The following is a 22061-nucleotide window of genomic DNA, read 5'->3' as shown; positions in this document are numbered from 1 at the left end:
TGAGCATGCATGAACTCGATAAAAAAAGTGGTTGAAATGAGAGGGATCACAAAACGGTTCCCAGGCATTGTTGCGAATGACAGTATTACACTGTCTGTAGGTAAAGGTGAAATTCATGCGCTGCTCGGAGAGAATGGCGCGGGTAAGTCCACACTCATGAATATCTTGTTCGGTCTATATCAGCCGGATGAAGGCGAAATTCTGATTAACGAGAAAGTTGTACAGATCACCAGTCCAAGGATTGCAAACGACCTTGGTATCGGAATGGTTCACCAACATTTTATGCTCGTAGAAACATTTACAGTCACGGAAAACATTGTGCTAGGAAATGAACCGAAAAACGGGTTGAAGATAGATATTCAAAGCGCTGAGAAAGCGGTAGAAAAACTGTCGAATCAATACGGGCTCAAAGTTGATCCGAGAGCAAAAATTCAGGATATCTCAGTAGGGATGCAGCAGCGTGTTGAGATTTTGAAAACGCTTTATCGCGGTGCGGACATCTTGATTTTTGATGAGCCTACGGCTGTATTGACGCCGCAGGAAATCCATGAACTAATCGAGATCATGCATAACTTGGTAAAAGAAGGCAAGACGATTATCCTGATCACACACAAGCTGAAAGAAATTATGGCTGTATGTGACGCGGTTACGATCATTCGTCGAGGAAAAGTCATTGACTCCGTATTGGTAAAAGATACGAATCCAGACGACTTGGCTGCAAAAATGGTTGGTCGTGAAGTGAACTTCCGCGTGGATAAAACGGAAGCAAAACCAAAAGAAACAATCTTGGCTGTAGAGAACTTGACTGCGATGGGGAACCGCGGTGTGAATGCACTGAACAATCTCAGCTTAGAGGTTCGGGCCGGTGAAATTCTCGGAATTGCTGGAGTCGACGGAAATGGCCAAAGTGAACTGATTGAAGTGTTAACTGGCTTGCGTAAAGCAACAAATGGGCGTGTCCTTCTTAATGGAAAAGAAATTACGAATCAAAGTCCGCGCAACATCTCGGAATCAGGATTGTCTCATATTCCTGAAGACCGACATAAACGAGGATTGGTTCTTGATTTCACCATGAGTGAAAATATGGTATTGGAAACGTACTTCCATCCAACGTTTTGCAAAGGCGGTTTTCTTGATTATGGCGCCATTGACAAGCATGCGGCCAAGCTTATCGAAGAATTCGACGTTCGGACTCCGAGTATTTACACCCCAGCACGAGCGCTCTCTGGAGGAAACCAACAGAAGGCAATTATTGCCCGCGAAGTGGACAAGAACCCGGATTTGCTGATTGCGGCTCAACCTACTCGTGGATTGGACGTAGGGGCTATCGAATTCATTCATCGCAGACTGATTGATCAACGCGATCAGGGAAAAGCGGTTCTCTTGCTTTCCTTGGAGTTGGATGAGGTTATCAATGTGTCCGACCGGATTGCGGTTATTTATGAGGGGGCTATTGTGGGGATTGTCGATGCGAAGTCGACAACGGAGCAAGAGCTCGGCTTGATGATGTCCGGCGGAAAAGTAATGCAAGGAGGGGGAAACGATGAATAGAGTTATAGCGGTCTTCACGAAAGAATCGTTTCTCGTTCCTGCTGTTGCGATCATTCTTGGTCTTTTGACTGGGGCAATCGCAATGTTGGCAGGTGGATTTAATCCAATCGATGCCTATACGGCTTTGATTAAAAAAGTATTTGGTAGCGCGTATAACTTTGGTGAAACGATTCGCCAAATTACGCCTTTGATCTTTACAGGTTTGGCTGTAGCGTTTGCTTTCCGTACAGGTCTCTTTAACATCGGGGCAGAAGGTCAATTTATCGTAGGGATGATTGCTTCTACTGTCGTAGGTGTTTCTTTTGACCTTCCAGCTATCATTCATGCTCCACTTGCTATCATTGCAGGTGCTGTAGCAGGTGGTTTGTGGGGTGCCATTGCCGGTTATTTGAAAGCAGCCCGTGGTGTCAATGAGGTTATTACCAGCATCATGTTGAACTGGGTAGCTCTTTACTTTGCAAACTGGGTCATGAATGCTTTCTTTATTCCAGCAGGCAAGCAAACATCTGAAGAGGTAAAGGATTCTGCGATCATTACCATTGGATGGCTCGCTGAAATGTTTGACAATGCTCGTCTGCACTGGGGTACACTGATTGCCGTACTCGCAGCTATTTTCTTCTATATCATCCTTTGGAAAACAAAATCTGGTTTTGAATTGCGTTCCGTTGGTTTGAACCCGCATGCTTCTGAGTATGCTGGTATGAACGTGAATCGTAATGTTGTAAAGGCTATGTTCATTGGTGGTATGTTTGCAGGGATTGGTGGAGCTACTGAAATTTTGGGCGTATTCCACTATCAAGCGATTATGACGCAGCATACGGGCTATGGCTTTGATGGAATCGCGGTAGCATTGATTGGCGGAAATACACCATTCGGGGTTATCCTTGCTGCTATATTGTTTGGGGTTCTCACATTCGGTGCGAGCGGCATGCAATTTAGTGCGGGTGTACCGTTTGAGTTGATTCGTGTCGTGATTGCTTCTGTTATTTTCTTCGTTGCTGCACATGGCATCGTGAAAATGTTTATTAAGCCGATCTTGCTGAAGAAAAAGGAAGGTGGAAACTGATGGATTGGGGATTAATTCTTAGCAACCTCGTTCATGATACCATCGTGTTTTCCACTGCCTTGATTTTTGCCGCATTGGGTGGACTGTACTCCGAGCGTTCTGGTGTCGTGAACATTGCGCTAGAAGGTATGATGATTATTGGTGCTTTTACCGGTGCCGTAATGACCTATGCTTTCCAAGATTCACTGGGTGCTTGGGCACCGTGGGTCGGATTTATTGCGGCGGGGATTGCCGGTTCTATTTTTGCACTCCCGCATGCTGTTGCTTCGGTAACGTTTAAAGCGGACCAGACCGTCAGCGGTGTGGCCCTGAACTTCTTGGCAGCTGGACTTTCCATCTACCTGACCAAAATTATTTTTGACGGAGCAGGTCAGACAACGACATTGAACTCAGTGTTTAACAAATTCAGTATTCCTGGATTGAGTGAAATTCCGTATATCGGACATGCCATTTTTGAGGCGTATCCTACGAGCTATTTGGCTTTCATTGCCGTTTTCCTTACTTGGTATGTTGTATTTAAGACACCATTCGGATTGCGCTTGCGTTCAGTTGGTGAGCATCCGCGTGCTGCTGATACAGTAGGGATCAATGTTAAGAGAATGCGCTACACGGCTGTTATGATCAGTGGTATGCTGGCTGCATTGGGTGGAGCTACCATTTCTTTGACGACAACCAGTAACTTTTCCCATAACACGGTTTCCGGGCAAGGGTTTATCGCGATTGCGGCCTTGATCTTTGGTAAATGGCATCCAATGGGCGCGATGGGAGCAGCATTATTCTTTGGTGTGGCTCAAGCGATTAAGTCTTTGGTGCAAATCTTCGGATTGACCAATTATATTCCTACTGAATTTATCTTCATGCTTCCGTACGTACTGACGATTCTCGTGATGGCTGGTCTGGTAGGACGATCCAGTGCTCCAGCGGCCCTCGGCAAACCTTACGATACGGGATCGCGTTAATCATTCGTTGACAAAATTTAGCGTCTAGAACCTGTCACTTCCCCTGTGCGATAATTTTTGTGACTGCTTGCGGTCTGCAATAAACGGTCCTATCCGTTTTTGCAAATTGTCTGTGGGGAGGGAAAAAGATGAACCGCTGTCTACATCAGTACAGCAGTTATCGATGGAACAGGATTCTAGGCGCTTTTGTTTTTTGCCTGATGATAGCAGTATCTGGTGGAATGGTTTCAGCAAAAGAGCCAGGACCGGTCATTTCTGTCGTTGTCGATGGAATGGGAGTCCAATCAGATGTATCGCCCATCCATCGAAATGGGCGCATGCTCGTTCCGATACGGGTAGTAGCGGAGGCAACAGGATCAGAAGTAAGCTACGATGCCGATACGCAAAAAGTAATGCTCAACAAAAAAAGCAAACATATCACGCTTACAATTGGCAGCCAGACTGCGTACGTAGATGGAAAACGCTTGAAGATGGATGTTTCTCCAATCATTGTGAATAAGCGGACGCTTGTTCCGATCCGATTTATCTCCGAGGCATTTGGCTATCAGGTTCAATGGGATGAGACGTCGGCTGTTGCATACATACAATCCAAAACTGTGGAAGACAAGGCTGCGAGTGTGAAATACTCCTTGAATCCATATGTCGTTCAACAGGGTGATACCTTATCAAAAATTGCAGCTCGCCACGACACGAACATGAGTGCCATTCAGAAAAATAACCATCTCTCTTCTGATGAGTTACTGGTGGGCCAAATTTTATTTTTGCCAGAAGGTGCACAAAGAGCTGAGCACCCCATTGCCATTAAAGTTGCGGATGATCAATTGACTGGGAAACAATTTCGATTTCCTTTCCACAATAATAATTGGTATGAGCCGTATGGGGATAGCTTCGGGTCTGATCGAGAGTGGACCGAGTCGAGTAGCGGCAGTGTCCGTAGTCACGAAGGCATCGACATTATGGCACCGAAAGGAACGCCGATTTACTCGGTATCCGATGGGACGATCAACAAAGTGGGCTGGAATACGTATGGTGGCTGGAGAGTAAACATTACGGATGAGAATGGCCAATATCGGATGTATTACGCTCATTTGCAGGCGTATGCACCGGGATTGCATGTAGGGAAAACGATAAAAGCTGGACAGCTGATCGGTTTTGTTGGAGATACAGGCTACGGTGGAACTGGTACAGTGGGGATGTTTGAACCTCACCTGCATTTTGGTCTCTATCTTAACAGCACGGGGAAAGCGATCGATCCGTATGATTACTTGCGGATTTGGGAGCAAAATAAAGTGGAGAATCCCCTCTAATATTTGGACAAACTACTACGGAGTACCTGCACGAATAAAAGGAGGCCCTTCGTATGTGGACTTGTCCGTACTGTGGGGGAAGCCACGGCTTACCCTTTCATGATGAGCAGTTGGATGGCATGCTCTGTCTTTCGTCTGATTGCGGTCGATTTGTTGAAGAGCATAGCACATCGGATGATCCTCGAGACTGGGATGCAATGGATATGTAAGAAAAAGAGTGAACGCCCTTCGTAAAAAGGGGCCGTTCGCTTTTTTTTATACAATGGAAGCGCTGTGATTTGCGTATTACGGGACTTGCGTGAGCGCATAGGATGAAGCACTGGGATATATAATGGAAGATTCTGATGCTTGATGCCCTGACAATTGGTTACAATAGAGAAGAGTCTGAGTAAGCTGATGGAGAAGGGAGATTGGACTATGACTGCTTCTACAACCGAAATTGCATTTCAAAGCTCCCAAATCAATGGGATCAACGTACATATCCTTCCAACCGAAAAGTTCAAGACCACGACGATTGTGACGATGATTGAACAGGCGCTATCGGAGGAGCACGTAACGAAAACAGCATTGCTTGCGATGGTCATGAAACGTGCCAGCGCTCGTTTTCCGGAAACGAAACTATTGCGAGCACATTTGGATTTCCTGTATGGTGCCATTTTTGATGTCGATGTCATGAAAAAAGGCGAGCGGCAAATCCTGCAAATTTATATGGAAGTACCGAATGAAAAATATTTGTCCAATGAAGCTTCACTTTTGGAGCAGGCCATCGAATTCGTAGGAGATATGCTCGTCAGACCGCATGTACAGGACAACGCTTTTTCCGAAAAGTACTTGGCACAGGAAAAAGAGACGCTTCGTAAACGCGTGGAGAGTTTGATCGACGACAAAATGAAGTATGCCAACCAACGCGTGACAGAAGAAATGTGTAAAGGTGAACCATTCTCTCTTCTCGTCCAAGGCCGTGTGGCGGATTTACCGAAGATCACTGGTCAAGAGCTATATCAATATTTTAAAGAAGTAACGACGACCAATCCAATCAATATGTTCGTGGTAGGCGATGTTGATCAGCAGGAAGTAAGCGAGGCTATTCGCAAGCATATCCCATTGGAGCGCACCCAAGTAGAAGAACTGCAGATCGCATCGACGGCGAAGGATGTATCTGCTGAGCGCGAAGTGATCGATCGACTCGATGTCAACCAAGCAAAGCTCAACATCGGCTGCCGCACGCAGATCACTTATAAGGATGACGATTACCCGACGCTGCTTTTGTTCAACGGGATTTTAGGTGGTTTTCCTCACTCCAAGCTGTTTGTTAACGTCCGTGAAAAAGAGAGTCTCGCTTACTATGCCGTTTCTAGGCTAGAGAGCCACAAAGGGATTCTCATGATTATGTCCGGGATTGATGTTAGCAAATATCAGCGTGCGGTTGAGATTATTAAGCAGCAGCTTGATCTGATGCAACAAGGAACCATATCGGATGAGGAAATGAGCCAGACGCGTGCGACTTTGTCAAACCAGTTCCGTGAGCTGTTGGACAGTGCACGCGGGATGATTGATTTTACGTACAATGGTGTGATTAGTGGACGTCCTCGGAAAATCGAAGAGCTTTTGGCGGGGATCAACCAAGCGACCATTGAGGATATCAAGAAAGTAGCGAGCAAGGTGACGATCGACACGATTTATCTGCTGCGGGACAAGAAGGGAGAGGCATAAGATGCAGACCACTGTCTTTGAACAAGTAAATGAAACGGTATATCAAGAAACTCTCCAAAATGGATTGCAAGTTTATTTGGTTCCCAAACAAGGCTTCAGCAAAACATACGCTGTGTTCACGACGCGTTATGGCTCCATTGATAGCCATTTCCGTACCCGAAGCGGGGAAGAAATCAATGTTCCCGACGGCATTGCGCATTTTCTTGAGCACAAAATGTTTGAGAAAAAAGATCGGGATGTCATGCACGAATTCAGTAAAAACGGGGCGAGCTGCAATGCGTTCACGAGCTTCAATCGTACGGCTTATTTGTTCTCGTGCACAGATAAGTTAGATGATAATCTGAATCTGCTGCTCGACTATGTGCAGGACCCGTATTTTACAGATGCCAGTGTCGAAAAGGAAAAAGGAATCATCGGCCAGGAAATCACCATGTACGATGACAATCCTGACTGGAAGGTGTACATGAACCTCCTAAAGGCCATGTACCAAAAGTATCCGATTAACATTGAGATTGCGGGTACGATCGAGACGATCTCTCATATTACAAAAGAATATCTGTATCAGTGCTATGAAACGTTTTATCATCCTGCCAATATGCTCTTATTGGTCGTGGGTTCCTTCGAGCCGGAAGCGATCATGAAGCTCATCCGTGAAAATCAGGGAGCAAAGGAGTTTCCTCCTGCGCCACAAATCACGCGCGTTTTTCCAGAAGAGCCATCAGCTCCAGCAGAAGCGAGAGTAGAAGCGTTTCTAACAGTTGGCTTGCCCAAATGCATGATTGGAATCAAGGAAAAGGAAAACGGTCTAACCAAGGAAGCCTTGTTAAAACGCGAGTTGACAACTAAACTGGTATTGGACATCGCGTTCGGCACAAGCTCCGCTGTCTATGAGCGTTTGTATGACAGCGAGCTGATTACGGAAAGCTTTGATTTTGACTACAGCAGCGAGCAGGATTATGCGTATACGATCATTGGTGGAGATACACCTGATCCAGAGCGTTTAGTGGAAACGATCAAAGCGGAAATCGAACAGTTGAAGCAAAACGGTATAGCCCAGGATGATTTTGAGCGTGCGAAGCGTAAAAAAATCGGAAACTTCCTGCGTTCTCTCAACTCCGTGGAGTTTATCGCTAACCAGTTTACCAGCTTCAAATTTAACGGAAATGATCTGTTTTCCGTAGTGCCGACGTTGGAGTCGATCACACGCGAAGATGTGGAAAAACGGTTGAAGGAGCATTTTTTAATCGAGCAGATGGCTGTTTCCATCGTTCGTTCCGCTTCGCCACAGGAGTAATGTATTCATGTTCAAGCAAGAGGCGCCGTGGGCGTTAATTACGGGAGCTTCCGGAGAGATCGGGCAGGCGATCGCTGCCTACCTGATTGATGCGGGGGTTCCCCTTTATCTGCATTACAATCAAAATATAGAAAAATTGGAGCCGTTGGCGCAAAAATGCCAGGAGCGGGGCGTTCCGTACGGCATCCTCCAAGCTGATCTACGGGATCCACAACAAATTGCGGCGATGTTTGCTCAGATGCAGGTTGCACCACTGCTGATTGTAAACAACGCCTCTGTGGATGATGTCGGCTTATTTACGGATGTGACTGTCGAGAAATTCGATGAGCTCATCGCACTCAATGTTCGATCTGCTTTTTTGGTCTGTCAAGCTGCTGTTCCGGCCATGCTGCGAGCAAGGTATGGACGTATTGTCAACATTTCTTCCATTTGGGGGCTGACAGGCGGTTCATGTGAGGTTCTGTATTCCATGACCAAAGGAGCAATCAATACGTTCACCAAAGCCCTGGCAAAGGAAATGGCTCCAAACGGAATCACGGTAAATGCAGTTGCTCCTGGAGCTATTGCTGGTGGCATGATGGAGCGCTTTGCTCCAGATGAAATGGAAATGATCGCGGAAGAAATACCAGCCAACCGTCTCGGACAACCCTATGAGGTAGCCGCAGTCGTGCGCTTTTTGCTTTCGGCGGATTCCAGTTATGTGACGGGGCAAGTGATTAGTCCAAACGGTGGATGGTACACATAGAAGAAAAGTATGCATGAATAAAATACGAGAAATGATGGAATTCTACCTTTTGTGTGGGCAGCAAATCTGTTCGCAACGTACAAAAGGAGGGAACTTCCCTATGTCGATTCTTGACAATTTCAGCGACTGGAAAACGTTTCTCGGAGATCGGGTAGAACAAGCGAAACAAGCCGGGATGGAAAGCGATACGCTTCAAAATGTAGCTTATCAAATCGGTAGCTATCTGTCTGAGCAAGTAGACCCGAAAAACGATCAGGAGCGTCTGTTGAAACAGCTGTGGGACGCAGGTGATCAACAGCAGCAACAAGCTTTGGCATCACTCATGGTGAAGCTTGTTCAGAATCGCAATGACGCGAACGCTGGCAGCTAGCCATTCAAATCCCCTACTTTTGGGGATTTTTCTTTTCGCGATTGTCGTATGAAACGAACGTGATATACTACATAAGAAGAGAATTCTGGTTGGCGGAGAGGATTGCATATGGAAGCGAAGAAAGAATGGTACATGGAGTATGAGATTGCCCGTAACCGTCCCGGTCTCTTAGGGGACGTATCTTCTATTCTGGGGATGTTGAACATCAATATCGTGACGATCAATGGTGTGGATACCATGCGTCGAGGTATGCTGCTCTTGACCGATGATGATGAAAAAATGGAGGTTTTGCGCAACGTTGTGCAAAAAATGGACAACATAACCATAACGAGGTTACGTCCCCCGACCATGCTGGATCGATTGGCTGTGCGTCACGGTCGCTATATTGAACGGGATAGCGAGGACAAAAAAACATTTCGCTTTGTTCGTGAGGAGTTGGGCTTGCTTGTCGATTTCATGGCAGAAATCCTGAAGAAGGAAGGTCACCAGCTCATCGGGATTCGTGGCATGCCTCGCGTAGGGAAGACTGAATCCATGATTGCTGCCAGCGTATCCGCCAATAAACGTTGGACATTCATTTCCTCTACTTTGTTGCGCCAAACGGTGCGTAGTTCCTTAGCCATTGATGAAATGTCTACTGATCATGTATATTTGATAGATGGAATTGTCTCAACGCTGCGATCTACAGAAAAGCACTTCACCTTGCTTCGGGAGATTATGAACTTTCCTGCCGCAAAAATCATTGAGCATCCGGATATATTCGTAAGGGAATCAGAGTACCAACTTGATGATTTCCATTACATTATTGAGCTGCGTCATCATCCGGATGAAGAGATTACATATGAGCTTATCAACAATCGCGGCTTTGATAATTTCGAAATGAATTAAGGAGGGGCAGCTGTGTCTGAGCTAGGTCAAGTCCTACAAAGGGCCCGCGAAGAAAAAGGAATCACGCTCGACGACATCCAACGTATCACCAAGATACAGCGGCGATATTTGGAAGCCATTGAAAGGGGTCATTTTCACGTACTTCCTGGCCACTTTTACGCGCGTGCATTTATAAAGAGTTATGCGGAAGCTGTCGGTCTAGACCCGAACCACATCCTGAGTCACTTTCAGTCCGATTTGCCGGCCCAGCCACCTACAGAGCAAGTAGAACGACTGCGTCGCAGACGAGTTGCTTCAGCGAACAATCCATTACAAGCGGGGCGATGGGTTACCAAAACCTTGCTCGTATTGTTTATTGCCTTGATTATCGGGGTTATTTATTTCGCTGTCGTCAACAACGGAGGTCAGTTGACTCAGCCAATGCCGGGTGGATCAGTTAACCCCGGAGCGGAAATTATCGCGCCTGGCAATGGTGGTGGAGCGACAACATCCCCGATTGCTCAACAACCGAAGCCTCCTTCTATTACCACACCGAATTCTGAAACAGGAACAAACCCACCTGAGACCGTTACGGAAACTCCTCAGGCAACCATCACATTCGAATCGCAGCAAGGATCGATGTATAACTATTCCTTGCAAGGTGGAGAAAAAATCACAGTTTATCTGAAGGTGAAAGAAGAAACGAGCTGGTTTGGTATTTCGGAAGGAAAAGGCAAAACTTATGTTGAGCAGGGCACGCTCAAGAAGGATCAGGAAAAAACGATTGAGCTGGGGAAATCCGCTTATATTCGTTTGGGCAAACCGACTGTAGTGGAATTGAAGGTTAACGGAGTCTTGGTAGACACGTCTAAAATGAAGTCAATGCCGTCCAATATTACGATGAAAGTAAAAGAGGCGGTCACCCAGTAGGCAAGCATATGCTTGCCTTTTGTACTTTTCTCTTTTTTGACACTTCCTTTAGGCTTATATTATACTGGATAGGTGTAATATGGGTTGGTGTGACCAATTGGAGGAAAAAAAGATGACAGAGAAGGTAGGCACGCGTGAAAAAGTAGCGATTGTTACGCTGGGCTGTGAAAAGAATCTCGTTGATTCGGATATGATGGCCCATCTGATAGATGAAAAAGGTTATGAACTGGTTGATAACCCGGAAGAAGCAACTGTGGTCATCGTCAATACCTGCGGTTTCATCGATGCAGCCAAGGAAGAATCCGTAAACAAGATTCTGGAAATGGGTGAATTGAAGGAATCCGGCAAACTGAAATCGCTTGTGGTGGCAGGCTGTCTTACACAACGTTACAAAGAGGATATCTTGAATGAGATTCCTGAGGTGGACGGCATTGTCGGAACAGGCGATTTTATGTCGATTACAGGTATTATCGAAGAATCTCTTGAGGGCAAGCGACCGATTTTTGTAGGAAATCCCATTTTTACGTACGAAGATGTAGTGAAGCGGAAAGTAAAACAAGGCACATACTCCGCATATATTAAAATTGCTGAGGGCTGCGACAACGCCTGTACGTTCTGCTCGATTCCTTTGATGCGTGGGGGATTCCGCAGTCGTACAATCGAGTCCATCGTGGAAGAAGCAAAGCATTTGGCTGCACAAGGGATCGTAGAAGTAAGTCTGATCGCACAAGATTCTACGAACTACGGAACGGATATTTACGATGGAAAACTGATGCTTCCTGAACTTTTAAACCGTCTGGCAGAAGTCGAGGGCATCGAGTGGATTCGTCTTCACTATGCATACCCTGGATTTTTCACGGATGAATTGATCCACACCTTTGCTACCAATCCAAAAGTCTGCAAATACGTAGATATGCCGTTGCAGCACTCCGAAGACCATATTCTGAAAAGAATGCGTCGCCCTGGAAGACAGACGGACATTCGTGCGTTGGTAGCAAAAATTCGCGCACAGGTTCCAGATGTGGCACTGCGTACCTCTTTGATCGTTGGGTTCCCGGGGGAAACAGAGGAAGACTTCGAGCGCCTGAGTGAATTTGTGAAGGATATTCGCTTTGATCGACTGGGAGTATTTACTTACTCCAACGAGGATGACACTCCAGCTTCCCGTCTGCCTGACCACGTAGACGAAGAGGTTAAGGAAAAACGTGCGAACATGCTGATGGAAATTCAGCGTGAAGTAGCCGGAGATCGAAACGGACGCTTTGTTGGTCAAGTCTTGGATGTTTTGATTGAACGGTACGAAGGACGTAACGATATTTATGTAGGTCGAACACAGTATGACGCTCCGGAAATCGATGGTGAAGTATTCGTCACTGGTTTTAAAGGCGAACTGGGCACCATCGTAAAAGTAAAAATCACACACTCCTTTGAATACGATTTAGCCGGGGAGGTAGTCTAGGTGAATCTCGCCAACCGCATCACCCTCGCCAGGATCTTTCTGGTGCCGGTAGTTATGTTTTTTCTGCTGGTGCGTTACAACATCGGGACATTTTCGATTGGCAGCCTGACGATGACGTATAACGAGCTGATTGCGGCTTTGGTGTTTATCCTAGCAGCCAGTACGGACGGACTCGACGGTTACATTGCACGGAAAAAGAAAATCGTGACGAACTTGGGGAAGTTTCTGGACCCGCTTGCTGATAAGCTGTTGATTTCTGCAGCACTCATTTCACTCGTAGAGATGCAGCGTCTGGAAGCGTGGATTGCGATTGTCATTATCAGCCGGGAGTTTGCGGTAACGGGTCTACGACTAGTTGCTGCGGCAGAAGGACAGGTAATTGCTGCGAGTGCATTGGGTAAACTGAAAACATGGGTGCAGATCGTAGCGATTACGGCTGTCATGATTCGCAACTTCCCATTTGAGTTCTTCGGTATTCCGTTCGACGAAGTAGCTACTTGGGCGATGGTGATCATCACGATTTACTCCGGGTACGACTACTTTGCGAAAAATCGTAACGTGATCCAATACTCGTAATGCGGGTATTGGTCTCTTTTTTCACAAGACTCTTCTCTTGAGCGTTTGCAAGTGATAAACTATTAGTTTAGAGGCTTTTCTACTCTCAAAGAGAATGGATGAGGAAGATGAGAGCGGAGATTATCGCGGTAGGTACCGAGCTTTTGTTAGGCCAGATCGCTAACACCAACGCACAGTTTCTTTCTCAGAAGCTGGCGGAAATTGGCGTGGGAGTTTACTTTCATACGGTTGTAGGAGACAACACGGAGCGATTGCTACAAGTGATTCGATTGGCATCAGGGCGATCTGATCTCGTCATTTTCACGGGTGGGCTAGGGCCGACTCAAGATGATTTGACGAAAGAAACCTTGGCGGGGCATGTAGGCATTGGATTGGAAACGAATCCAGAGGCCATGGAGAGAATTGAAAAATTCTTTTCGCAACGTGGGATTGTCATGACGGAGAACAATCGTAAGCAGGCGCTGGTGCTTTCTGGAAGCCATGTATTCTCCAATGATTTCGGGATGGCGCCGGGGATGGCGATCCGTCATGACAGTAGTACGTTCGTGCTGTTGCCTGGACCACCAAGCGAGCTGTATCCAATGGTGGAGAATTACGTGATGCCTTACTTGACCGATTTGCTCCCCGAAAAACAAGTGTTTCATTCTCATGTACTCCGGTTCTACGGAATAGGTGAATCCGCTTTGGAGGAAAAACTGCTCGATCTGATCGAAAAGCAGGACAATCCAACGATCGCGCCATACGCCAAAGAATTCGAAGTAACGCTGCGGATTACGGCAAGAGCTGCTACAGTCGAAGAAGGGGAAGCCTTGATTTTGCCTGTAGAAACAGAAATTCTCAGCCGTGTTGGCCAGTATATGTACGGGATGGGCGAGAACTCGTCGCTGCATGATGTGCTGGTTTCTGAGCTAAAAAAGAGAAATGAGACGATTGCTTGTGCAGAAAGCTGCACAGGAGGAGCAATTGCCTCGTTGATTACCTCTGTGCCGGGAAGCTCACAAGTGTTTCGGGGCGGGGTAGTCTGCTACACCAATGAAGTGAAAAATCAGCTGCTCGAAGTACCTGATACCATTTTGCAAACAGATGGGGCAGTCAGTGAGAAAACGGCTCAATTGCTGGCTGAACATGTACGAGAAAAGCTGGGAGCTACTTACGGGATCTCTGTTACGGGAGTGGCTGGACCCGATCCTTCCGAGGGCAAGCCTGTTGGCCTTGTTTACGTAGGGAGCGCGGCAGAAGGAATGCCCACAGTTGTAAAAGAGCTGCGCCTTGCCGGAAGAAGGCATGCAATCGTTGGGCGTGCCGCTAAATACGCGTTGTTTTATGCGCTGCAAATGCAAAAAGAAAGGTGATTTTTTTCATGACGATTTTTTCCGATTTTCCTTTACATAAATCTATTCTGCAAGCGATTCACGATATGGGCTTCGAGGAGCCATCACCGATTCAGGCAGCCTGCATTCCAAAAGTTCTGGATGGCGGAGACCTGATTGGTCAGGCACAGACAGGTACTGGTAAGACTGCTGCATTCGGGATTCCACTTGTAGAAAAGATTACGCCTGCCAATCGTGTACAAGCGATCGTGCTGACCCCAACTCGTGAGCTGGCTATCCAGGTTGCGGGAGAGCTCTTGCGCATCTCGAAATACAACAAAGTTCGTACGCTTCCAATCTATGGCGGACAGTCGATCGGACATCAAATTCGTGCACTGCGCCAAGGTGTACAAATCGTTGTAGGTACTCCTGGTCGTATCATGGACCACTTGCGCCGCAAAACACTGAAGCTGGATCACGTACATACACTTGTTTTGGATGAAGCGGATGAAATGCTGGACATGGGCTTCATCGAAGATATCGAGACGATCATCACACATATGCCGGAAGAGCGTCAAACCTTGCTGTTCTCTGCGACGATGCCGCCAGAAATCAAGCGTTTGGCTACTCGCTACATGAAACAACCACAAACGATCGCGGTGAGCCGTGAAGAAGTAACGGCGCCATTGATCGAACAGGTATACTACAAAGTATTTGACCGTAACAAGGTAGAGAGCCTCTGCCGCATCCTGGACAGTGAGGATGTCGAGCTGGGAATCATTTTCTGCCGTACCAAGCGCGGTGTAGATGAGCTGTCCGAAGTGCTCCAGTCTCGTGGATACCTTGCAGACGGCTTGCATGGCGACTTGTCGCAGGCACAGCGTGACAAGGTCATGAATGCATTCCGTGAGGGCTCGATTGAATTCCTGATCGCGACAGATGTAGCAGCTCGCGGTATCGACGTAGGAAACGTCTCTCACGTAATCAACTACGATATTCCGCAAGACTCTGAGAGCTACGTACACCGTATTGGCCGTACTGGTCGCGCAGGTCGCAAAGGTATCGCAATGACGTTGGTTACGCCTCGTGAAGTAAGACAAATGATGTTTATCCAAAAGCAGACAAAAGCACAAGTGCTGTCTCGCAACGTACCTTCCCTGGAGGAAGTGGCAGAGCGCAAGCAAGAGCAACTGCGCGAACAGTTGACTAGCCTTTTGGAAAGCGATGCAATCGCGGATATGTATCAAAAAGTAGCGGATGCTCTCGTAGGTCAATACCCGGCTGAAAAAGTAGCAGCTGCTGCATTGCACCTGGCATTCCATACCGAAGCGGGACAAGGACAGGAAGTAGAAGCTTACAACTTTGGTGAGACGGGTGCAGCAAAAGGCATGGTTCGCTTCTTCCTGAACGTAGGCCGCAATGCGAACATGAAGCCACAGGATCTGGTAAGAGAAATCTCTGAATCTGTGGGTATCCCTGGAAAATCAGTAGGTCGCATTGACATTTTCGAGAACTTCACATTTGTTGAGGTTCCAGAAGAGGTAGCGGCATTCGTATATGAGTCACTGCGTCAAACGCGTATCAACGGAAAACGAATCAATCTGGAGCCTGCAAAGCCTCGCGGAGCGAAGCGTTCCTAATTAGCGAGTATTACACAAAGCAGTCATTTCACTGGGAACAACCAGGAAATGGCTGCTTTCTTAGGATGCGAATATTTGTTCGTAAAAAATACTTGGCAAACACTTCTGTCTCGGGGTATGATGAAGACAAGCAAAACAGATGCGAAAAATTGAAAGGGTGTGTACCATTTGTCAGATCGTCGCGCAGCTTTGGAGAGTGCATTGCGTCAAATAGAAAAGCAATTCGGTAAAGGTTCCATTATGAAGTTGGGGGAAGTATCCAACATTCAGATTTCTACTGTATCGAGCGGAGCGCTTGCTCTTGATATCGCACTTGGTGTGGGCGGATTCCCACGCGGACGGATTGTTGAGATTTACGGACCAGAGTCTTCTGGTAAAACAACAGTAGCCCTTCATGCGATCGCAGAAGTACAAAGACAGGGCGGACAGGCTGCGTTTATCGATGCTGAGCATGCTTTGGATCCGGTTTACGCTGCGAAGCTGGGTGTAAACATCGACGAATTGCTGTTGTCCCAACCAGACACTGGTGAGCAAGCTCTGGAAATCGCGGAAGCACTGGTGCGCTCTGGTGCGGTAGACATTATCGTAGTCGACTCCGTTGCGGCACTCGTGCCAAAAGCAGAGATCGAGGGCGAGATGGGAGACTCCCACGTAGGTTTGCAAGCACGCTTGATGTCCCAAGCACTCCGCAAGCTGTCTGGTGCCATCAACAAGTCCAAAACGATTGCGATCTTCATCAACCAGCTTCGTGAAAAAGTGGGAGTTATGTTCGGTAACCCGGAAACAACTCCAGGTGGACGCGCTTTGAAGTTCTACGCGAGTGTTCGTTTGGATGTTCGTAAAGCGGAATCTATCAAAGTCGGCAACGATATTTTGGGAAGCAAGACGAAAATCAAAGTCGTCAAAAATAAAGTGGCTCCACCATTTAAGGTTGCAGAAGTGGACATCATGTACGGTGAAGGTATTTCCAGAGAAGGTAGCATTCTCGACATCGGTTCTGAGATTGATGTGGTTCAAAAGAGTGGGGCGTGGTATTCCTTCAATGAAGAGCGCCTCGGCCAAGGTAGAGAAAATTCGAAGGTCTTCCTGAAGGAGAATCCGCACATTGCATCTCAGATTGAAACAAAAGTGCGCGAATACTTCAGTCTGAATCCTGGTTCTGTACCAGAAATTGAGCCGGTAAATGACCCAGAGCAAGATGAAGAGCCTACATTTGATCTGGAGTAATGAAGAGTAGAAGAGCAGCCTGTCGATGAGACAGGCTGTTATTTTAGCTTTGCGAAGGAGTGAATCATCATGAAGAGCGGCCTGATCACTGCCGTTCATCGAGATATCAAACAAAAGCAACGCTACCATATCGATGTAGAAGGCGAGTATGCCATTACCGTACACGAAGACATACTGGTAAAGTACAACCTATTTAAGGGAACAGAATTAGATGAAGCTTTTTGCCGAGAAGTCCTGATAGCAGAAGAAAAGCATAAAGCGTATTTAGGTGCTTTGCGATACCTCGGCATACGCCCACGGACAAGCAGTCAGCTGCATTCTTATTTGGTAGAGAAGGGATTTTCTACGCAGATTGCCGAAGAGATATGCCAGCGCTGCAAGGATCACGGCTACATCGATGATGAAGCATTTGCGAAGCAATGGGTAGACGAGCGATTGCGTTTGAAGCCGAGGAGCCCGTATATGCTGCGTATGGAGCTTACCCAGCGTGGAGTGGACAGAGCGATTGTAGAGGACGCAGTACGTGGCGTGTCTAGGCAGGCTGAACTAGATGCTGCCCGCGCATTGATAGAGAAGAAGGCGCGACGCATAGAGGGTGCACCAAACTCAGATGAAGAACGCAAGCTGCTGTCCATGCTGATGCGCAAGGGATTTTCTCATGCCATCATTCAACAAATGCGTGAAGAATTGCGTCATAGAAGCGATAGTTAGGGGCAACTCTATTTGCATGATCTTGACAATTCTTGTTCACAAATAATAAAATAGGTTTGTATTTACTTGGTGTATCATATCTTTTTGTGATTTGCTCACTCGTTGCCTATGGAACAACTGAAAAACCGTGCGAAAGCTGTACGGATTCAGCGGACCGAGTAAAATCGGTCTTGTTTTTTAGCCGAATGTTCAAATGTGAGAGCACTCCATGAAAAACGAATGCTTGGAAAGCGGGGAGATGTCTTACAATAAGGAGGTGAAACGAAAAAGCCTATGGATCCTATACTTACTGTTGTCATTGTGCTCGTTGCCCTGCTGATCGGCTTGGGTGCAGGCTACTTCACTCGTAAATCCATTGCGGAAGCGAAGATCTCCAGTGCAGAAGAAGCTGCACGACAGATCGTGGAGGAAGCCAAACGGGACGCCGAAGCCGTTAAGAAGGAAAAGGTGCTGGAGGCAAAGGATGAAGTGTTCAAGCTTCGATCCGAAGCGGAAACTGAATTGCGTGAGAGACGCAATGAGATCCAGCGTCAGGAACGACGAATTCTACAAAAAGAAGAATCGTTGGACCGCAAGATGGAACAGTTGGAGCGCAAAGAAGAAGAATTGTCTGAGCGTGACCGTGCCATCGCAGAACTGCAAAGCAAGGTAGAGCACTTATATAAAGAACAAGTATCAGAGCTAGAACGAATCTCCGGCTTGACGCAGGATGAGGCGAAGACGATCATTCTCACTGATGTGGAGAATACCGTCCGTCACGAAATGGCTGTGATGATCAAGGAGATTGAGACTCAGGCCAAGGAAGAAGCGGACAAGCGTGCTCGTGAGATCATTACGACCTCCATTCAACGTTGTGCAGCAGACCACGTAGCAGAAACAACCGTTTCTGTGGTTACGCTGCCAAATGATGAGATGAAGGGACGTATTATCGGACGCGAAGGACGTAACATTCGTGCCCTGGAGACGTTGACTGGTATCGATCTGATTATTGACGATACTCCAGAAGCAGTCATCCTGTCTGGCTTCGACCCGATTCGTCGGGAAATTGCCAAGACAGCGTTGGATAAACTGGTCGCAGACGGTCGCATTCACCCAGCTCGCATCGAGGAAATGGTGGAAAAAGCGCGTCGCGAAGTAGACGAGCGAATCCGTGAATACGGTGAGCAAGCAACGTTCGAAACAGGCGTTCACGGCTTGCATCCAGATCTGATCAAGATTCTCGGACGCTTGCGTTATCGTACTAGCTACGGTCAAAACGTACTGAAGCACTCTATGGAAGTGGCACATCTCGCCGGTTTAATGGCGGCAGAACTGAAAGAAGATGTGAAGCTGGCCAAACGTGCAGGTTTGCTGCATGATATCGGAAAAGCGATTGACCATGAAGTAGAAGGTTCACACGTTGAAATCGGTGTTGAACTGGCTAAGAAGTACAATGAGCATCACGTAGTAGTGAACAGTATTGCGTCTCATCACGGTGATACCGAACCAACTTCCGTCATTGCTATGCTCGTGGGAGCTGCTGACGCTCTGTCTGCCGCACGCCCAGGTGCACGCCGTGAGACATTGGAAACATATATCAGACGTTTGGAGAAACTGGAAGAAATCTCTGAGTCGTTCGATGGCGTAGAAAAGTCTTATGCGATTCAAGCAGGACGCGAAATTCGCGTGATGGTTCAACCTGATAAGATTGACGATGCGGAAGCTACCCGTCTGGCACGGGATATCACGAAACGAATTGAAAATGAACTTGACTACCCAGGTCATATTAAAGTAACGGTTATCCGTGAAACACGGGCAGTTGAGTATGCAAAGTAAAGTGGCTGCGTGCCACTTTACTTTTTTTGTAGCATACCAAATGCTTGACGAAGTCAAGTTTTCTAATGAACAGAGGAATTGTGTATACTAGCAATGAGGTGATTTGGTAATGAAGTTGTTATTCATTGGAGATATTATGGGCTCGCCTGGCAGAGAGATCGTGAAAACATATTTGCCGTTATTGAAACGAAAATACAGCCCTACCTTTATCGTAGCGAATGGAGAGAACGCTGCGCATGGACGCGGGATCACAGAGAAAATTACCAAGGAGCTTTTCGAGTGGGGTGTTCACGCGATTACGCTCGGGAATCATACGTGGGACCAAAGAGAAATTTTCGATTTTATTGATGATGAGCCGCGGATGATTAGACCCGCGAACTTCCCAGAAGGTGCTCCCGGAAAAGGGATTACATACATCAAACAACCTGAAGGGGAACTAGCTGTTATTAATTTGATGGGGCGTACATTCTTACCACCGCTCGACTGCCCATTCCAAATGGCTGACAAGCTAGTAGAGCAAGCTCGGAAGCGTACGAAGCTCATTTTTGTAGACTTTCATGCAGAAGCCACATCGGAAAAGCAAGCAATGTCATGGTACCTCGATGGAAAGGTAACAGCGGTCGTAGGGACACATACCCATGTGCAAACCGCTGATGAACGTATTTTGCCGCAAGGAACCGGATTTTTGTGTGATGTGGGAATGTGTGGCCCAAGTAACGGCATTTTGGGGATGGAACGCGAAGCTGTAATTAAGAAATTTTTGACGCAGCTTCCTGTTCGCTTTGAGGTAGCGCCAGATCCTGCGCAGTTGAATGCAGTGCTGATTACTCTAGATAAAACGACTGGGCATGCGAAAAAAATGGAACGAATCAGAATTGACTCTGACCATCCGTTTATGGAATAATGGGGATAAGATTAGAATTTTTTGAATCTTTCAAGCGAGTTAGCAGGAATTTTTAGGGGTTATGCGAATATCATTCTAATGATGACAGGATTCCTATCAGACGGGAGGTTCAAAAAGGATGGAAGTATTAAAAGTTTCAGCAAAGTCTAACCCCAATTCCGTTGCTGGTGCCCTTGCCGGAGTTCTTCGTGAACGAGGAGCGGCCGAGATCCAAGCCATTGGCGCTGGGGCGCTTAATCAAGCTGTGAAGGCAGTAGCAATCGCACGAGGGTTCGTAGCGCCGAGTGGAGTTGACCTCATTTGTATTCCAGCCTTTACCGACATCGTGATTGATGGAGAAGAGCGAACTGCAATCAAATTAATCGTAGAACCCAGATGATACAACTGCAAATGCTTCACCTGCCTGTTTGTTCGAAGAATGAACAGGTTTTTTCGTTTGTCCAGAAGTATAACCTCCGAAGTTATCGAAGAGAAGGAGCGTTTCCATATGAAAATCTTTGATGCGCATAGCGATGTATTATGCAAGATATGGCAGAACCCTGAGCTGGACTTTTATAAAGAAGACAAGCTCTTGCAAGCTGGTTTTACCGCCCTTGAAAAGGGGAATGTAGACATACAAGTACTTGCCTGTTTTGTCCCTTCTCAGGTGCCGTTTGGACGTCGTTTTCATACTGTACTAGAAATGATTGATATTTTTTATCAAGAGGTGGCCAGAGATCAATTCCAGCCCATTCTTACAAAGGCAGATTTGACTGAATGCGTATTAAAGGGACAGAAAGGGGCTATTCTGTTTGTAGAAGGCGCGCATGCATTAGAAGAGAGTCTGGTTCAGCTACGTACGTGGTACCGGCTAGGTGTACGAGGAATGACGCTGACCTGGAATCATGGCAATGCCCTAGCGAGTGGAAATGGAGAGCCGAATCCAGGTGGACTTACTTCATTTGGACGAGAAGTCATAGAAGAAATGAATCGCCTGGGGATGATTATTGATGTTTCGCATTTGGCCGATCCAGGATTCTGGGATGTAATAGAATGCTCGAAAGCACCAGTGATCGCTTCGCATTCAAACGTGAGAAGCATATGCAATCACTCTCGCAATTTGACGGACGAACAAATTCGAGCGTTAATCGCCAAAGATGGCGCAATCGGCTTAACGTTTGTAGACTTCTTTACCATATCGGAGAAGCGCACGGTTTGGATCGATGACTTGCTCCGACACTTGGATCACATCTACGCGCTGGGTGGCGTAGACCACGTAGGTTTTGGCTCCGATTTCGATGGGATTACCGAGACGTTTGGAGACATGGCATCTGCGGCAGATTACTCCCAGTTACTAGAAGCTATGTTAAAACGTTATAAAGAGGCGGAAGTATTGAAATTTGTGCAAGGAAATTGGTTGCGTGTTTTCGGAAACGTGCTACAATAAAGCATGAGGATATTAATGTACCAAGTTCAACATTAAAATTCAGGTCAAAAGTAAGTTGAGTAAAAGCACTTGCAATTTGACATGGACAGGACTACAATTGTTACTGTCTATGCACAGAAATGTCACATCTTATCAGTCTTTTCAAGGTGTGATAGGCAGCTTTTCTCACAGTCACTGAAAGGGTGGAATCT

At 46.8% G+C, this 22061-nt stretch carries 21 protein-coding genes; all 21 read left to right on the top strand.

Annotated features, from left to right (window positions below; genetic code table 11):
* Window positions 1-9: 9 nt before the first annotated feature.
* The 21 genes from ACKKE8_RS18060 (at window position 10) to ACKKE8_RS17960 (ending at window position 21870) form a co-directional block, all read left to right on the top strand.
* A complete protein-coding gene (locus ACKKE8_RS18060; RefSeq protein WP_409174283.1) occupies window positions 10-1551 on the top strand; it encodes an ABC transporter ATP-binding protein in 1542 nt (513 codons plus the stop codon).
* A complete protein-coding gene (locus ACKKE8_RS18055) occupies window positions 1544-2617 on the top strand; it encodes an ABC transporter permease (protein ID WP_409174282.1) in 1074 nt (357 codons plus the stop codon). Before ACKKE8_RS18060 ends, ACKKE8_RS18055 begins: the two co-directional genes overlap by 8 nt.
* Window positions 2617-3576, top strand: coding sequence for an ABC transporter permease (locus ACKKE8_RS18050; RefSeq protein WP_409174281.1), 960 nt, complete (start codon window positions 2617-2619; stop codon window positions 3574-3576). Before ACKKE8_RS18055 ends, ACKKE8_RS18050 begins: the two co-directional genes overlap by 1 nt.
* A gap of 128 nt (window positions 3577-3704) precedes the next feature.
* Complete coding sequence (locus ACKKE8_RS18045) at window positions 3705-4883, top strand: stalk domain-containing protein (protein ID WP_409174280.1); 1179 nt, start codon at window positions 3705-3707, stop codon at window positions 4881-4883.
* 53 nt (window positions 4884-4936) lie between these two features.
* A complete protein-coding gene (locus tag ACKKE8_RS18040; protein WP_007719195.1) occupies window positions 4937-5092 on the top strand; it encodes a hypothetical protein in 156 nt (51 codons plus the stop codon).
* A gap of 208 nt (window positions 5093-5300) precedes the next feature.
* Complete coding sequence (yfmF, locus tag ACKKE8_RS18035; protein ID WP_409174279.1) at window positions 5301-6596, top strand: EF-P 5-aminopentanol modification-associated protein YfmF; 1296 nt, start codon at window positions 5301-5303, stop codon at window positions 6594-6596.
* Between the two features lies 1 nt (window position 6597).
* Window positions 6598-7890 carry an EF-P 5-aminopentanol modification-associated protein YfmH gene (yfmH, locus tag ACKKE8_RS18030; protein ID WP_409174278.1) on the top strand — a complete coding sequence of 431 codons (1293 nt, stop codon included), beginning with the start codon at window positions 6598-6600 and terminating at the stop codon, window positions 7888-7890.
* Between the two features lie 7 nt (window positions 7891-7897).
* Window positions 7898-8635: an elongation factor P 5-aminopentanone reductase gene (gene ymfI / locus ACKKE8_RS18025; protein WP_409174277.1), complete on the top strand. Its 738-nt coding sequence runs from the start codon at window positions 7898-7900 to the stop codon at window positions 8633-8635.
* A 100-nt stretch (window positions 8636-8735) separates the two neighbouring features.
* On the top strand, window positions 8736-9005 hold the full coding sequence (locus ACKKE8_RS18020) for a DUF3243 domain-containing protein (protein WP_409174276.1): 270 nt from the start codon (window positions 8736-8738) through the stop codon (window positions 9003-9005).
* 108 nt (window positions 9006-9113) lie between these two features.
* The gene (locus ACKKE8_RS18015) at window positions 9114-9893 is read left to right on the top strand and encodes a YmfK family protein (protein WP_016743377.1); all 780 of its coding nucleotides are present in this window, start codon (window positions 9114-9116) and stop codon (window positions 9891-9893) included.
* Window positions 9894-9905: 12 nt separating this feature from the next.
* Complete coding sequence (locus ACKKE8_RS18010) at window positions 9906-10802, top strand: RodZ domain-containing protein (RefSeq protein ID WP_409174275.1); 897 nt, start codon at window positions 9906-9908, stop codon at window positions 10800-10802.
* A gap of 112 nt (window positions 10803-10914) precedes the next feature.
* The gene (gene rimO / locus ACKKE8_RS18005; protein ID WP_409174274.1) at window positions 10915-12261 is read left to right on the top strand and encodes a 30S ribosomal protein S12 methylthiotransferase RimO; all 1347 of its coding nucleotides are present in this window, start codon (window positions 10915-10917) and stop codon (window positions 12259-12261) included.
* Window positions 12262-12837 (top strand): CDP-diacylglycerol--glycerol-3-phosphate 3-phosphatidyltransferase, encoded by a 576-nt coding sequence (gene pgsA / locus ACKKE8_RS18000; RefSeq protein ID WP_048033396.1) that lies wholly within the window; start codon window positions 12262-12264, stop codon window positions 12835-12837.
* A 107-nt stretch (window positions 12838-12944) separates the two neighbouring features.
* Window positions 12945-14189, top strand: coding sequence for a competence/damage-inducible protein A (locus ACKKE8_RS17995; RefSeq protein ID WP_409174273.1), 1245 nt, complete (start codon window positions 12945-12947; stop codon window positions 14187-14189).
* An 8-nt stretch (window positions 14190-14197) separates the two neighbouring features.
* Window positions 14198-15787 (top strand): DEAD/DEAH box helicase, encoded by a 1590-nt coding sequence (locus ACKKE8_RS17990; RefSeq protein WP_409174272.1) that lies wholly within the window; start codon window positions 14198-14200, stop codon window positions 15785-15787.
* Window positions 15788-15955: 168 nt separating this feature from the next.
* Window positions 15956-17014, top strand: a complete 1059-nt coding sequence (gene recA / locus ACKKE8_RS17985; RefSeq protein WP_409174271.1) for a recombinase RecA — start codon at window positions 15956-15958, stop codon at window positions 17012-17014.
* A gap of 69 nt (window positions 17015-17083) precedes the next feature.
* Complete coding sequence (locus ACKKE8_RS17980) at window positions 17084-17725, top strand: RecX family transcriptional regulator (RefSeq protein WP_409174270.1); 642 nt, start codon at window positions 17084-17086, stop codon at window positions 17723-17725.
* A 273-nt stretch (window positions 17726-17998) separates the two neighbouring features.
* Window positions 17999-19540 (top strand): ribonuclease Y, encoded by a 1542-nt coding sequence (rny, locus tag ACKKE8_RS17975; protein ID WP_409174269.1) that lies wholly within the window; start codon window positions 17999-18001, stop codon window positions 19538-19540.
* Between the two features lie 109 nt (window positions 19541-19649).
* Complete coding sequence (locus ACKKE8_RS17970) at window positions 19650-20444, top strand: TIGR00282 family metallophosphoesterase (protein WP_048033391.1); 795 nt, start codon at window positions 19650-19652, stop codon at window positions 20442-20444.
* 118 nt (window positions 20445-20562) lie between these two features.
* Entirely contained in the window at window positions 20563-20823 is a 261-nt protein-coding gene (spoVS, locus tag ACKKE8_RS17965; protein WP_003385776.1) for a stage V sporulation protein SpoVS, read from the top strand.
* Window positions 20824-20931: 108 nt separating this feature from the next.
* Window positions 20932-21870, top strand: a complete 939-nt coding sequence (locus tag ACKKE8_RS17960; RefSeq protein WP_409174268.1) for a dipeptidase — start codon at window positions 20932-20934, stop codon at window positions 21868-21870.
* Window positions 21871-22061 lie beyond the last annotated feature (191 nt).

It is taken from the genome of Brevibacillus fortis (assembly GCF_046196545.1).
In the GTDB taxonomy this organism is placed as follows: domain Bacteria; phylum Bacillota; class Bacilli; order Brevibacillales; family Brevibacillaceae; genus Brevibacillus; species Brevibacillus fortis_A.
Note: the sequence above shows the minus strand (reverse complement) of the source record. Positions and strands in the feature narration are given on the sequence as shown.